We start from the raw sequence: 14,298 nt of genomic DNA on the forward strand, positions 1-14,298 counted from the left end.
ATGCCGGCTCAGCCCCAGTCGACCGACAGCACCCAGGTGCCGTCGGCGTCGTGACGCAGGTCGTAACGATGCTGGTCTTCCGTGCCGCGAGCGGCATCCACCCGCCACAGCTCGGTGTCGATCCGGGTGGGGGTGCCCTCGTTCTCCCACCACCTGGTGCGGGTGAAAACAGCCTGTGGCTGGCCGATGATGGTGTGTTCGAACCTGTCCCAGACGAAGGCCTGCGGGTCTCCGTCTTCGGAGAGCTCAACCTGCACCTCGGCGTCGATGATCTGGGGCATGGGGGCCGCCTTCCGAATCGCACTTCGAACAAATGTTCGATATTCGGAAGTGTACGTCACTCCTCCGACACACGCCAACGGGCCGCTCCGCCCCGCGCCACGGGGTAGACCACGGGCCCGCGCGGGGGCACTCTGGTGTTCCATGGCGACGAACCCAGAATTCATCCAGGTCAATCCGCTCTTTGCCCGGCCGGGCGAGGTCACCCTCGCCCCCCGGTACCAGCTCGGTGAGGATCAGATGGCGCCGGATACGGCGTATCAAATCGTGCACGACGAGATCAAGCTGGACGGCAATTCCCGACTCAATCTGGCGACGTTCGTGGGCACCTGGATGGACGACCATGCCCGCCGGCTCTACGCGGAGTCCTTCGACAAGAACATGATCGACAAGGACGAGTACCCGCAGACCGCCGCCATCGAGGACTATTGCTGGCACATCGTGGCCGATCTCTGGCACGCCCCGGAGCCGCGCTCCACCATCGGCACCTCCACCATCGGTTCATCGGAGGCCTGCATGCTTGGCGGGCTCGCGTTCAAGCGTCGGTGGCAGCACGCCCGGCGCGCCGCCGGGCTGTCCACCGAGAAGCCCAACCTGGTGATGAGCAGCGCCGTGCAGGTGTGCTGGGAGAAGTTCTGCAACTACTGGGACGTCGAGGCGCGCCTGGTGCCGGTGACCGACGAGCATCCGTGCCTGGACGGACACGACCTGGCCGACTACGTCGACGAGAACACCATCGGCGTGGTCGCCATCATGGGGGTGACGTACACCGGCATCTACGAGCCGGTGCAGGAGATCGCCGCTGCACTCGACGAGATCCAGGCGCGGACCGGCCTGGATGTGCCGATCCACGTGGACGGCGCCTCCGGCGGCATGGTCGCGCCGTTCCTGCAGCCCGACCTGGTCTGGGACTTCAGGCTGGAGCGGGTGCACTCGATCAGCACCTCCGCGCACAAGTACGGCCTGGTCTACCCGGGCCTGGGCTGGGTGGTCTGGCGCAGCCGGGACCTGCTTCCGGAGGACATGGTCTTCGAGGTGAGTTACCTCGGCGGCAACATGCCGACCCTCGCCCTCAATTTCTCCCGGCCGGGCGCGCAGGTGTTGCTGCAGTACTACCTGTTCCTGCGGCTGGGCTTCGACGGCTTTCGCAAGGTGCAGCAGGCGTCGCAGGATGTGGCGATGTACCTCTCCAAGGGGATCGGGGCCAACGACGCCTTCACCCTGGTCAGCGACGGGTCGGATATCCCGGTCTTCGCCTGGCAGCTCACCGCCGGGCACACCGACAAGTGGAACCTGCACCACCTCTCCGACCGGCTTCGGGCTCGGGGCTGGCTGGTGCCGGCGTACCCGATGCCCGACAACCTGGCCGACCGCACCGTGCAGCGCATCGTGGTGCGGAACGGACTGAGCCTGGACCTCGCCTCCCGCCTGTTGACCGCGATCACCGAAGAAACCGACTACCTCGACCGGTTGGAAGCCCCGATGCCGGCTGAAAAGCATCACTCTGGATTCGCCCATTGACCTGTTAAGCGAGCCGCACGCGGGCTGGCGCGAAAGATTACCCAATCGGGGCCGGCCGAGCGTAGCATTTTGATGGGTGCGCAATCGCCAGCTGCGATCCCGTGAGAAGGTGCGTATGACACTCGATATTGAGAGTCAGAAAGCAAAGTCCCAGCTCTTTGAGGCCGAGAAAGCCGAGCCTCAGCTCGTTGAGGCCCCGGAGAGCGAGCCACGAACGCCGGTTGCCCTGGTCACCGAGGCAGGATCGATCATCGGCCGGGCCGTCGTGGCCCGCCTTCTCGCCGACGGATACGCCGTCGCCGGCATCGACGGACGCAGCACCGCGGTGCTGGGTAAGAACCATGTGTCCCTGGTGGCGGACGTGGGCACGGAGCGCGACTCCCGCCTGGCGGTGACGCACACCCTCGACACCTTCGGGCGTCTCGACTCCGCCGTGCTGCTCGCCGACATCGGCGGGTCCCGAGCCCTGCACGCGCCGGCCAGCGTCGCGGAAGGCGAACACCTCCTGGCCCGCAACCTGAACAGCATCGCGCTGGGCATCCAGGCCGCGGTGGAGGGACTCTCCCTCGACGGCCACCGCAGCATCGTCGCCTCGGCCTCCGTTGCCGGCCTGCTCTCCGACCCCGGCAACTGGGCGTACCACGCGTCGAAAGTCGCCATGATCGACTTGGTGCGGTCCTCCGCGCTGACCTATGCGGCCCGCGGCATCCGGGTGAACAACGTCGCCTCAGGGCTGGTGCGTACCGACACCGAGGCCGACACAGCCGACAACCACGTGTTCGGCCGGGATTTCTCCCGCCGGATCCCGCTCTGCCGGCTGGCGGAACCGCCGGAGATCGCCCAGGTCATCGCCTTCCTGATCTCTCCGGCCGCGTCGTATGTGACCGGCACCACGCTGGCGGTCGACGGCGGCCTGACCGCCTCGGCTGGACTGGTCTTCTAATCGCTAACCAGGTTACCTACCTGCTAATCTGCTGACCAAGACTCGGAGACCCACGGCAACGGTTGTGCACGGTGACAGACTGTCGCTCCGGGGCAAACCGTTCGGTGCCTGGCTCCGAAGTTGATACGTACCACCCGGGCGATGGCCCCGGACGATGCGCGGGGAATCCGCCAAGAGGGAGACACTGTGGGAACCCACACTGCGTTGGACTCGATGCGACAGGCCGAGAGCATTCTGGCCGGCATCCGCTCGGCCGACGATCTCACCATCGAGGCGAGCCGCGATGGCGGCAGCAGGGCCGTGCGGCTGCTCGCGCAGGCCGCGCTCGACCCCACCGATCAGCTCACCGCCATCGCGGCCGTGCACTCGCTGGCCCAGGTGTTCGACGAGGCGGCGGACGAGGTCCTGGTCGCACTGCTCGAGCACGACGCCGCGTTCCTTCGTGAGCACGCCGCCTGGGCCTTCGGCACCCGGCTGCCCCGGTTCGACGCCGTCGGCGGGCTCGTGCGAATGGTCGTCGGCGGCGGGTTCTCCGGAATGATCGCCCAGCGCACCCTCGAGCAGTGGGCGGCATCCGCCCCCGAGCACGTGGCCCTGGCCGTAGAGGGCGGCATGCTCGGCGTCGCCGACCCGGGCGCCCGCGCCCGCCTCGTCGAGACCATCGGCCTGATCGCCGGCCGCATTCCGCAGCGCCTGCTCCGCCGCATTGCCGGCGACGCCGCCGAGGCCCTTGAACCGCGTGCCGCCGCGGTCGCCGCGCTCGGCGACCGGCCCGCATCCGATGCCGTCATCACCCTCGTCAGCGACCTCGCCCGGGGAGACGACGAACTGGCCGATGTGGCCAGGCTCGCCCTGCTCGACCTCACCGTTCCCGCCTACCCGCGGGCGCCGTGGAGCCGCGGCCAGACCGTGGCCCAGCTCTTCCTGCACGCCGACATCGACCGTGAGCTCAGCCAGGTCGGCGCCGGTGACAACGGCGGCATCGCCACGCTGCTCGTGCGCCTGGGCGATTCCCTCGTGGCCGACGCCGGCGTCGACCGGGTGCTGACCCTGTCCCGCGGCGGCCCAGCGGATGCACTGGCCTGCCTGCCCGAGGTGAGCTCCACCCTGCCCGGGCATGCCTTCGCGACCGTGCCGTTCCTCGGCGCCCCCATCTCCTCCGCCGACTCCTGGCCGCGCCGGGTGGCCGTGCAACGCGGCATCCGGCGCATCCTGCGCGCAGCCGGCACCGTGGATGTGATGCACCTGCGGATGGCCGACGTCGGCACCCTCGCCGCGTCAACCGTCGCCCGGGAACTCGAGATCCCCGTGGTCTTCACCGTTGCCCCCGACCCGCACAGCGTGATCAGCGCGATGGAGGGAGCAGGCTCGCTCACCCGCGCCAACTTCGGCGCCGTCGACGAGGTCGAGCACTTCTGGTTCAGGGCCCGCCTGGTGCAACGACTGGCCGCCGATGCCGCCCGCACGGTGCTGTTCCCCAGGCCGGAGCTGGAACGGGACATGCGCGAGCTGGTCGGGATCGACATCACGGCGCATCCCGAACGCCACTCCGTCGTCGCCGAGGGCATCGACCTCACCGTGATCGAACGCTCCGTGGCCGCCGCGCTCACCGCCGACCCGGCCGACTTCGCCGACCTCGACGCCCTGCTCGAAACCCTGCCGCCGCACCGCCGCCACCTGCCCTTGGCCGTCACCGTCGGACGGCTGCACCGGGTGAAGGGCATGGCGACGCTGGTGCAGGCCTGGGCAGCGGATGCCGCCCTGCGGGAGCGCTGCAATCTGCTGATCGTGGGCGGCGACCTGGTCACCCCATCGGTCGACGAGCGCGGCCAACTCGACCTCATCGATGCCGTCGTACCGCGAGCCGCCGCGTCCGATAACGGCCTGCTGCTCGCCGGGCACCGCGCCAACGACTCTGTGGCCCGGTGGCTGGCCGCCACCAGGCACGGCCGACCCGGCCTGGCCGCTCCGAACGGCGTGTATGTCTGCGCGAGCATGAAGGAAGAATTCGGTATCGCCCTGCTGGAAGCCATGGCGACCGGGCTCACCGTCGTCGCCCCGGACAAGGGCGGACCGGCCACCTACGTGGAAGCCGGCACCACCGGCTTCCTGGTCAACACCAGCAGCACCACCGCCCTGGCCGGCGGCATCCGTGAGGCACTCGACCTGGCCGCCGGCCCCTTCGGCGAGGAATTCGCCGAGAAGGCCGCGGACATGGTCGCGGGCACCTTCGCGATCCAGGCCATGGCCTCAACGCTCGCCGACGTCTACAGTTCGGTCGCCGAAGCGCACGCGCTCGACCTGGCGCTGAGCGCCTCATGACCCTCCTGATCATCAGCCCCGACTACGCCTCGCACCTCTTTCCGCTCGCCACCCTCGGCACCGCCTGGCAGGCCAAGGGGGAACGCGTCGTGGTGGCCAGCGGGCCGGCCACGGCCGGGATCGTGGCCGAGTTCGGCTTCGAGCGGGTGAACCTGCAGCTCGGCCGCGGGTCGAACCCCGGCACCATCCGTGCCGAGGACCAGCCCACCGGAGAGGATGACGCCCTGCGCGGCTTCTTCGCTGCCACCAGGGTCGGTCTTGTCGAAACCCTGCGGTTCCAGGCCGAAGCACGCAGCAGCGACCTGCTCTGGAACCCGGTCGCGGTGGCACGCGAAGTGCAGCGCATCGTGGCGGAGGTGCGGCCGGACCACGTGATCGTCGACCACCTCGCCTTCAGCGCCAGGCTGGCCCTGATCAGCGCCGGCGTGCGGCATGCCGATGTCGTGCTCGGGCATCCGACCGCCCTGCCGGTGGGGGACGAGGTCTACGGCTACCCGTCCCAGTGGCCGGCCGCCTTCACCCCTGACCCGCTCGAGCTGGTGCGGCTGCGGGAACTCTGCGAACGGGTGCGCGATGATTTCACCCTGCAGTGGAACGACGCTCTTCTGCAGCTGGACCCGGCTGCTCCGCCCAGCGGGGACGCGTTCACCGAGTCCGGTGACGTGCTGCTGCTCAACTACCCGGCCGAACTGCACTCTCCGGCCCGCACGGCGCTGCTGCCGGAGCACGCCTTCCTCGGCTCCGCGGTGCGCACGGAGGCCGACGACCCCGAGGTGACCCGGTGGCTCGACGAGGCCGGCGACACCCCGATCGTCTACGTGAGCTTCGGCAGCTTCCTGTCGGTGCGCGATGATGTGCTCGCCCGGGTGACCGAGGCGCTGCGCAGCCTGCAGTACGACGGGCACGACCTGCGGGTGGCGATCGCGGTGGGATCCACGGATGCCGCCACCCTCGGCCCCCTGCCGGCGACCTGGCTGGTGCGATCCTTCCTACCCCAGGTGGCGGTGCTCAGCCACGCAGCCCTGGCCGTGACCCACGGCGGGAACAACTCGGTGACAGAGGCCATGACGGCCGGCGTTCCGCTGCTGGTGCTGCCCTTCTCGACCGACCAGTTCGCCGGGGCCGCGGCCCTCGACGACGCCGGCTTCGCGCTCTCCCTCGATCCCAACACGGCGAGCCCGTCCGAGTTGCGCGAGGCCGCCGCGACACTGCTCGCGCTGACCGGGGAACCGCGACAGCGGCTGCGGGCGCTCAGCGCCTCACTTGCCGACGGTGCCGGGCCAAGACGCGCCTACGCGGCGCTCACGCAGCTGGCTGAGCTGCCCGAGAGCGAACCGGCCGAGGACGACGACGACGGTTACGCGTCGATCGCGTAGACCAGCGACTCCTGCACCATGCCCAGCCAGTCGTAGACGTCGCCCAGAACCTGGGACTCCTCATCGTGCAACTGGGGGACCCCGTTCGGGTCGACCTGCAGCCGGTCGGCCACCACGAGGCGCAGGTCGGTGAGGGTGCGCAGCCACGACTGCACCTGGGCGGGATGCAGCACGACCGGAACCGGCAGGGGGTCGTGCAGCGTGGCATCCGGCACAGGTTCGTCACCGAGCCCGGCGAGAACTGTGCCGGCATTGGCGATCTTGCCCTCGAGCAGGCCGTCGGCGGTGAACCGGCGGAATTCGGCGCTGGCCTCGGCGTCGTCCGGGTAGGCGGCCGGCAGCAGTCGGCTCACATTCGAGAGCGTGAAGGTCTCGGGGTTCTCGGTGTCAATGCTCTGCAGCATGCGGATGAGTTGGCCAGAGACCTGGCGAAGCAGGTCGACCTCGATGGGTTCGAACATCGCCGAGACCGTTCCGGACTCGTCCCGGCTGAATTCCATCACTGTGCGCTCACTCTTCCGCTTGGTCGAGGGTGGCCCAGAGGCCGTACCCGTGCATGGCTTCGACGTGGCGCTCCATCGATTCGCGATTGCCGGTGGCCACGATGGCCCGACCGTTGTTGTGCACCTGCAGCATGAGCCGTTCGGCCTCCTCGGCGGGCACGCCGAAGTAGCTGCGGAAAACGTAGGACACATACGACATCAGGTTGACCGGGTCGTCCCAGACCACGGTGACCCACGGCCGGTCGAGGGACACGGCCTCGTCGAGGTGCACTCGTTCGTCGGTTTTGGGCACGCTTAAGCCTCACACGCGCGGGCGGATAGTTCCACCACCACATGACAAGATGGGGACACCGTGAGACACCAGCTATGAGCCGCCGCCCGACCGCTCGCCCCCGCAGCACCACTCGCACCCGGCGGACCCGCCCGCTCCTGTTACTCGTGGTGGTGGCCATCGCCCTGGTGTCGGGGGTGGGCTACCTCTCCGGCGAATGGGGCGACACTGATTCCAGCGGCACCGGCCAGGACTCCTCGGTCGACGGCGGCACTGCCGTTCCTCCCGCCGTGCCGGCATCCACGCTCTCCAGCGCCGAGGCGCTCGCGCTCCTTGCCGCCCTGCCCGATGCGGTGTACACCGACGACGGCAGTTACGCCGGCAATCGGGAGGAGCTGTTCGGTGACGCCTGGGCGTTCGACTTCGACCAGAACGGCTGCGACACCCGCAACGACATCCTCACCAGAGATCTCACCTCCGCCGACATCGACCCGGGCAGCTGCCGGGTCTTCTCCGGCATCCTCACCGACCCGTACACCGGCGAGACCATCGACTTCGAACGCGGCCAGGACACCTCGGCTGAGGTGCAGATCGACCACCTGCTGCCCTTGAAAGCCGTGTACGCCACCGGGGGAGAGGCCTGGCCGGCCGAGAAGCGCGAGGCACTGGCGAACGACCCGGTCAACCTGCTCGCGGTGAAGGGTTCGGAGAACTCCTCGAAGTCGGATTCCCTGCCCAGCGACTGGCTGCCCGGTTTCTACCCCGACGTGTCCGACCGGCACGACCTGGGCCAGCGGGTGGCCTGGGACGACCTGCCCGCGGACACCAGCCTGCAGTGCTGGTATATCGACAAACTGGTGCCGGTGTTCGTCGCCTACGAGCTCGGCGTCACCCCCGAAGACCGCGCCGCGATGACCGCCGTGCTCGCCACCTGCGACGCCTGAACTTAAGCGAGGAGAGGGGCCAGGGTGAGGGCGGCCTGCTGCAGGAGAAGCAGGTGGTCGCCGGGCTGCTCGATCCGGGCCGTGGGCGCGGCCAGGCAGAGGCCCGCCACGAGGGTGCCGTCCCGGTCCCGGATCGGCACCGCGAGGCATCCGCTGCCGGCGCTGAACGCGTCGAACTGGCGGGCGAAGCCGAGGGAGCGCAGCTCGGCGCCGGCCTCGGCAGCCGCGGTGGCCGTGAGCGGGTCGGTGTAGGCCGGGTCTCCGGTGTGCCGGCCGTCGGGGAGGGTGCGTTCCGCCAGCAGGAGCCGTCCCATCGCCGACGTGCGAAGCGGAGCACCGCCCGAGGCGCCGGTCGGCGGGAAGTCGGGGTCGGGGTCGATGATGCGCGGCCCCTCGCGGTCGTAGCGCACCAGGTGCACGCCGCCGCGGATCCGGGCGCGGAGGTCGGTCAGGACCGTCCGCACCGCCTCCGGGGGCCGGGCAGGCGCAACGAGCTGGGCCAGTTCGACGACCTTGCGGCCGAGGGCGAAGCCGCGGAGGTCGGGCATCCGCACCAGGTATTCGTCTTGCACCAGCAGGTTGAGCAGCCGGTAAGCGGTGGCACGTGGCAGGCCGAGATTGTCGGAGACCTGCCTGGCGGTCACGCCGGCACCGCACCGAGCCACCTCCTCGAGCACGGTCAACGCGCTGTGGATGGCCTTGGGCTGGCGTGCGCGCAGGTCGCCGGCCTCGGCGGTCACGGAGCGGCCCGGTCCTCAAGCCCCATGGTGCCGAGCACGTCGCCGGTCACCGGTACGTCGTAGATGCCCACGACATTCCGCAGCCACGGCCGGCGCCGGTGCCGTACCGCGGCGTAGGCCGTGCCAGCGGCCAGCACCGCCAGGAACACCCACACGCCCGCCGACCGGGTCGATGTGGCCTCAACGCCGATGTAGACCACCAGCACGGCGCTCAGCAGCACAGTGGCGGCCGCCGCCCGCACGAGCGGCCAGAGGGTGAGCTCGCCGATCCGCCAGAGGAAGACCGGAGCCGCGACACAGGTGAGGATGTAGGCGGTGATGTACCCGCCGGCCGCGCCGACGATGAGAATCTGCATCGCCGGCCACACCCCGCCGGCCAGCAGGATGGTGCCGATCAGTGCGGCCGTGAGGACAGGCACGGTCACCAGAATCGCGAAGTACGGGGTGCGGTGCCGCGGGTGGCTGCGACCGAAGGCGCTGGTCACCAGGCCCTCCCGGCCCATCGAGAACAGCACCCGCACGAGAGCCGTGATCGACGCGATCGCGCAGGCCAGGAAGGACGCGGCAATGCCGCCGTCCAGGAGCAGGCCCAGCGCGTCGACGCCGTATGCCGCGGACAGGTCATTGACCGGGGAGGAACTGCCGGTGATGCTGCCGCCCACCGAGGCGAAACCTACCAGCTGGCTGAACGCGGCCAGCAGGTAGAGCAGCCCGGAGCCGATCACGGTCCAGGTCACCGCGCGCGGGATCGTCGCGTACGGCCGCCTGGCTTCCACACCCAGGGTGGCCGAGCTCTCGAACCCGACGAACGCAGTGAGGGCGATGGCCGCGCCTACGGCGAAGTCGGCCGGCTCCGCGCCGGCGAGGTTCAACACCGACCAGTCCAGGCTGGGGCCCTGCATCACCAGAAGCGCCACGACGAGCCCGAGAATGATCACCACCGAGGCACATTCCACCAGCAGCGTGGCCCTGGTCGACACGCGGATGCCTCGCACCAGCAGATACAGGCAGCCGGCGGCCATCAGCACGATCAGCAGCACCGGTACGAGCACGGTGCCGGCCAGCGCCGGCCAGAATCTCGAGGCCACGATCGCCAAGTAGTAGCCCGCGCCTCCCAGAGCGAACATCGCCACGAAGCCGTAGCCGACCAACAACGCAACCCCGGTGACGAAGGACGCCGTGGTGCCCAGGCCGTGCGCGACGAAGGTGTACAGCGACCCGGTGGCGGCGATGCGCCGGGTGAACTGGTTCACCGTGGTCGCCACCAGCAGGGCGAGGAGCATCGCTGCCAGCAGCGCCCAGACCGTGGCGCCGCCGGCGACCATCGCCACCAGCAGCGGCATGGTCGTGGCAGCGGCCGACGGGGCCACCGCCGACACCGACTGGGCGAGAACGTCGAGAAAGCCGACGCTGCGGCGGTTCAGCCCGTCGACCGGCGACCGCGCTTCGATCCCGGCCACCGGTTGCGGGTCGACGATGGCCCGCTCCAGGGCGGACATCCCGGTGGCGCTCATGGCCCCTCGCTTCCCTGCCGATCGGGCAGGTGCCCACGGTAGCCAGCCACGATTGCCGCGCGGAGACGTCGATGTTTCGGGGATGTGTCCGCCAAATGAGACAACCCGCCCGAACGGTCCCATTCGCGGGCGAACTGGCTTTTACCTGCGGGAGACCGGGGCGCAACAGGGCCTCGGCAGGCTGAAGGAATTCGCTCACCCGCATCCGCCCAGTTTGGAGTCGCCATGACCGTAACGACAGAATCGACCGCCGTCGGGGCCGCGCCGCCGAGAAAGCTCACCGGCTCGCTCGGGGTCACCGCCATCGTGCTGATGGTCGTGGCGGCCGCCGCACCCCTCACCGTGATCGGCGGCGCGGCTCCGCTGGGCATCCTGCTCGGCAACGGGGTGGGCTTTCCGGCCATGTTCGCCATCGCCGCGATCGTGCTGCTGTTCTTCGCCGTGGGTCTGGCCGCGATGACCAGGCATGTTCCCAAGCCCGGCGCCTTCTTCACCTTCGTCAACTACGGCCTGGGCAAGCCCGCCGGCCTGGCCACCGCGTTCCTCGCGCTGCTCACCTACACGACCATCCAGGTCTCGGTGCACGGCTACGTGGGGTACATCCTCTCGGTCACCGTCACCGGCCTGGGCGGCCCCGACCTGCCCTGGTATCTGTACTCCCTGGTCGTGGTGGCCCTGGTCGGGGTGCTCGGCTTCCGTCACATCGACCTGAGCTCCAAGGTGCTGGGCGTGCTGCTGATCGGCGAGGTCGGCATCGTGCTGGTGCTCGTGGCCGCCGTGGTGATCTCCGGCGGCGCCGACGGACTGTCGTTGGCCCCGTTCGAACCGAACAACGTGCTCAGCGGTTCGCCCTCCGTCGGCCTGATGTTCGCCATCGCCGCGTTCATCGGCTTCGAATCGACCGCCATCTTCCGCGACGAGGCCAAGGACCCGGCGCGCACGATTCCGCGCGCCACCTATGTCGCGGTCATCGGCATCGGCATCTTCTACACCCTCGCCTCCTGGGCTCTCGTGATGGCCTGGGGTCCGGACGGGGTGGTCGCGCAGGCGGCGCAGGACCCCGGCGCGATGATCCTGATCACCACGCTCACCTACCTCGGCTCGGTCGGTGAACTGGTCATGAACGTGCTGCTGATCACCAGCATGCTCGCCTGCGTGCTCTCCTTCCACAACGTGATCACCCGGTACCAGCACTCCATGTCCACCGCCAAGGTGCTGCCGCACTCGCTCTCCGCCGTGCACTCCAAGCATTCCGCCCCGCACGTGTCATCGGTGGTCCAGACCATCACGGCCGGCCTGCTCGTGGTCCTGTTCGCGGTTCTCGGCCTCGACCCCGTGCTGCAGGTGTTCACCTGGTTCTCCGGTGTCGCCACCCTGTCTGTGGCCCTGCTGATGGCCGTGACCAGCATCGCCGTCGTGGTCTACTTCGCCCGCACCCGGAGCGACCGCCGGCTCTGGAACACCGTGATCGCCCCGACACTCGGTTTCGTGGGCCTGCTGATCTCGGCCGTCATGATCGGCGTGAACTTCCCGTTCCTGGTCGGCGACGTTGACGCCAACGGCGAGCCCACCTTCGGCGCCCTCACCGCCGTGCTGCTCGGCCTGATCGTGCTCTTCCCGTTGGTCGGCCTGGTGCAGGCGCTCTGGCTGAAGCGCAACAACCCGGCCGTGTACGAGCAGATCACGGATGCCATCGGCGCCTGACCCGCCACCACCACTTTCCTCGCACCCGCACACCCCCGTTTCGACAGGAGTATCACACATGACCATCACCGATCTCACCCTCACCGGCGCGGCTGCCCCGGCAACGCCGCATCCGCTCGGCAGCCTCAGCACCGCGGAGTTCACCGCCATCCGCGACATCATCGTGGCCGCACCCGACTTCACCGACACCACCCGGTTCGCCTACGTGGGCCTGTCCGAACCGCACAAACGCGACGTGCTCGCCTGGCAGGCCGGCACCGGGGCGCTGCCCGACCGGAAGGCACGGGTCATGCTGCTCGACATGGCCACCGGACGCTCCACCGACAACGTGGTGTCGCTGGGATGCGGTGTCATTGAGAGCACCCACGTGCTGGACGGCTCGGCTGGGCAGCTGCCGATTCTCGACACCGAGTTCGAGGCGATTGCCGGCATCGTCAACGCCGACCCGCGCTGGGTCGCCGCCCTCGCCGAGCGCGGCACCAGCATCGACGAGGTCGTGGTGGTGCCGCTGTCGGCGGGCTTCTACGACTACCCGGAGGAGATCGGCCGGCGCATCGTGCGGGTGCTCGCCTTCCGCCAGGACTACCCGACGGACCACCCGTGGGCGCACCCCGTCGACGGCCTCTGCGCCTATGTGGACACCGCGGCCGGCACCATCACCCGGCTGATCGACGCGGCCACCCTGGCCATCCCCGCCGAGGGCGGCAACTTCGACGACCCGGCCGTGCAGGGCGAACCGCTCACCACCCTCAAGCCCATCGTGATCACCCAGCCGGAGGGGCCGAGCTTCACCGTCGACGGTGAATGGGTCACCTGGGCGAACTGGAAATTCCAGGTGGGCTTCGACACCCGCGAGGGCCTGGTGTTGCGCCAACTCTCGTTCACGGATGCCGGCGAGGAACGTCCGATCGTCTACCGGGCGTCGATCAACGAGATGCTGGTGCCCTACGGCGACCCGTCGCCGGTGCGGTTCTGGCAGAACTACTTCGACACCGGCGAGTACCTCTTCGGCCGGTACACCAACTCGCTCGCCCTGGGCTGCGACTGCGTGGGCGAGATCAAGTACTTCGATGCGGTGCTGGCCGATGAGCTCGGCAACCCGTTCACCATCCCGAACGGCATCTGCATGCACGAGGAAGACGTGGGAACGCTGTGGAAGCATGGCGACCTGTTCACCGGCGCGAACGAGGTGCGCCGCCAGCGCCGCCTGGTGATCAGCTTCTTCACCACCGTGGGCAACTACGACTACGGCTTCTACTGGTACCTGTCGCTGGACGGCACCATCGAATGCGAGGCCAAGCTCACCGGGGTGCTGTTCACCAGCGCCTACCCGGGTGTGGCCGCCCCTGGTGCCACAGTCGAGGCGGGAGCAGACTACCCGTATGCCAGCGAGGTCGCTCCGGGGCTCGGTGCCCCGTACCACCAGCACCTGTTCAGTGCCCGGCTCGACATGACCGTCGACGGACTGGCCAACGCCGTCGATGAGATCGAAGCGGTGCGCCTGCCGATGGGCCCCGGCAACGAACACGGCAACGCCTTCACCATGAAGAGCACCCGGCTCACCGGTGAGGCCGGCTCCGGCCGCGTCGCCGACGCATCCGTGGCCCGCTCCTGGCACATCGTGAACACCGAGAAGACCAACCGGATGGGCCGGCCCACCGGCTACGCCCTGCTGCCCGAGGCCAACCCGACCCTGATGGCCGACCCGCAGTCGTCGATCGCCAAGCGGGCGGAGTTCTCCACCAAACACCTCTTCGTGACCCGCTACGACCCGGCGGAGCAGTACGCCGCCGGCGACTTCGTGCACCAGAACCCGGGCGGCGACGGCATCACGAAGTACATCGCTGACGACGCTCCGATCGACGGTGAGGACATCGTGCTCTGGCACACCTTCGGACCGACCCACTTTCCGCGGGTGGAGGACTGGCCGGTGATGCCGGTGGACTATGCCAAATTCACCCTCAAGCCCTATGGCTTCTTCGGCAAGAACCCGACCCTGAACGTGCCGGCCAACGAACCGGTGGCGCACTGCTCGCACGGCGGCGACCCAGAGGTGCACGCGGCGCATGGTGCCGCTGCCGGTGTTCCGGCCGATTCGGCTGCGGCTGCTTCGGCGGCTCCGGCAGCGGGCGGCTGCGCCTGCGCCGGCCACGCGGCCCACGACGAGTAACCGAGCGGCCG

At 69.2% G+C, this 14,298-nt stretch carries 12 protein-coding genes; 7 read left to right on the forward strand and 5 right to left on the reverse strand.

Features of this window, described 5'->3' with window-relative positions; genetic code table 11:
- Positions 1-8: 8 nt before the first annotated feature.
- A complete protein-coding gene (locus tag CTB96_RS11315) occupies positions 9-281 on the reverse strand; it encodes a hypothetical protein (protein ID WP_110127011.1) in 273 nt (90 codons plus the stop codon).
- A gap of 142 nt (positions 282-423) precedes the next feature.
- Between CTB96_RS11315 and gad the strand changes: the two genes are divergently transcribed.
- The 4 genes from gad to CTB96_RS11335 all read left to right on the forward strand — a co-directional run bounded on the left by gad (position 424) and on the right by CTB96_RS11335 (position 6,441).
- Positions 424-1,800: a glutamate decarboxylase gene (gad, locus tag CTB96_RS11320; RefSeq protein ID WP_110127012.1), complete on the forward strand. Its 1,377-nt coding sequence runs from the start codon at positions 424-426 to the stop codon at positions 1,798-1,800.
- Positions 1,801-1,915: 115 nt separating this feature from the next.
- Positions 1,916-2,743, forward strand: a complete 828-nt coding sequence (locus CTB96_RS11325) for an SDR family NAD(P)-dependent oxidoreductase (protein WP_110127013.1) — start codon at positions 1,916-1,918, stop codon at positions 2,741-2,743.
- A 186-nt stretch (positions 2,744-2,929) separates the two neighbouring features.
- On the forward strand, positions 2,930-5,065 hold the full coding sequence (locus CTB96_RS11330) for a glycosyltransferase (protein WP_110127014.1): 2,136 nt from the start codon (positions 2,930-2,932) through the stop codon (positions 5,063-5,065).
- Entirely contained in the window at positions 5,062-6,441 is a 1,380-nt protein-coding gene (locus CTB96_RS11335) for a nucleotide disphospho-sugar-binding domain-containing protein (protein WP_110127015.1), read from the forward strand. The genes CTB96_RS11330 and CTB96_RS11335 overlap by 4 nt, the downstream gene beginning before the upstream one ends.
- On the opposite strand, the gene CTB96_RS11340 is transcribed toward CTB96_RS11335, so the two are convergent.
- Both CTB96_RS11340 and clpS read right to left on the reverse strand, forming a co-directional pair.
- Complete coding sequence (locus CTB96_RS11340) at positions 6,423-6,941, reverse strand: DUF2017 family protein (protein ID WP_110127016.1); 519 nt, start codon at positions 6,939-6,941, stop codon at positions 6,423-6,425. The two genes, CTB96_RS11335 and CTB96_RS11340, sit on opposite strands and share 19 nt — an antisense overlap.
- 10 nt (positions 6,942-6,951) lie before the next feature.
- Positions 6,952-7,236, reverse strand: a complete 285-nt coding sequence (clpS, locus tag CTB96_RS11345) for an ATP-dependent Clp protease adapter ClpS (protein WP_219993260.1) — start codon at positions 7,234-7,236, stop codon at positions 6,952-6,954.
- A gap of 74 nt (positions 7,237-7,310) precedes the next feature.
- Here clpS and CTB96_RS11350 point away from each other — a divergent pair, with 74 nt between their 5' ends.
- The gene (locus tag CTB96_RS11350; RefSeq protein WP_181397239.1) at positions 7,311-8,159 is read left to right on the forward strand and encodes an HNH endonuclease family protein; all 849 of its coding nucleotides are present in this window, start codon (positions 7,311-7,313) and stop codon (positions 8,157-8,159) included.
- 2 nt (positions 8,160-8,161) lie between these two features.
- On the opposite strand, the gene CTB96_RS11355 is transcribed toward CTB96_RS11350, so the two are convergent.
- Both CTB96_RS11355 and CTB96_RS11360 read right to left on the reverse strand, forming a co-directional pair.
- Positions 8,162-8,899: an IclR family transcriptional regulator gene (locus CTB96_RS11355; protein ID WP_248283343.1), complete on the reverse strand. Its 738-nt coding sequence runs from the start codon at positions 8,897-8,899 to the stop codon at positions 8,162-8,164.
- Positions 8,896-10,413 carry an APC family permease gene (locus CTB96_RS11360; protein WP_248283344.1) on the reverse strand — a complete coding sequence of 506 codons (1,518 nt, stop codon included), beginning with the start codon at positions 10,411-10,413 and terminating at the stop codon, positions 8,896-8,898. Before CTB96_RS11360 ends, CTB96_RS11355 begins: the two co-directional genes overlap by 4 nt.
- Positions 10,414-10,638: 225 nt before the next feature.
- Between CTB96_RS11360 and CTB96_RS11365 the strand changes: the two genes are divergently transcribed.
- Both CTB96_RS11365 and CTB96_RS11370 read left to right on the forward strand, forming a co-directional pair.
- A complete protein-coding gene (locus tag CTB96_RS11365) occupies positions 10,639-12,117 on the forward strand; it encodes an APC family permease (RefSeq protein ID WP_110127018.1) in 1,479 nt (492 codons plus the stop codon).
- A gap of 58 nt (positions 12,118-12,175) precedes the next feature.
- Positions 12,176-14,287 (forward strand): primary-amine oxidase, encoded by a 2,112-nt coding sequence (locus CTB96_RS11370; protein ID WP_110127019.1) that lies wholly within the window; start codon positions 12,176-12,178, stop codon positions 14,285-14,287.
- Positions 14,288-14,298: the final 11 nt, after the last annotated feature.

It is taken from the genome of Cryobacterium arcticum (genome assembly GCF_003185895.1).
In the GTDB taxonomy this organism is placed as follows: Bacteria; Actinomycetota; Actinomycetes; order Actinomycetales; family Microbacteriaceae; genus Cryobacterium; species Cryobacterium arcticum.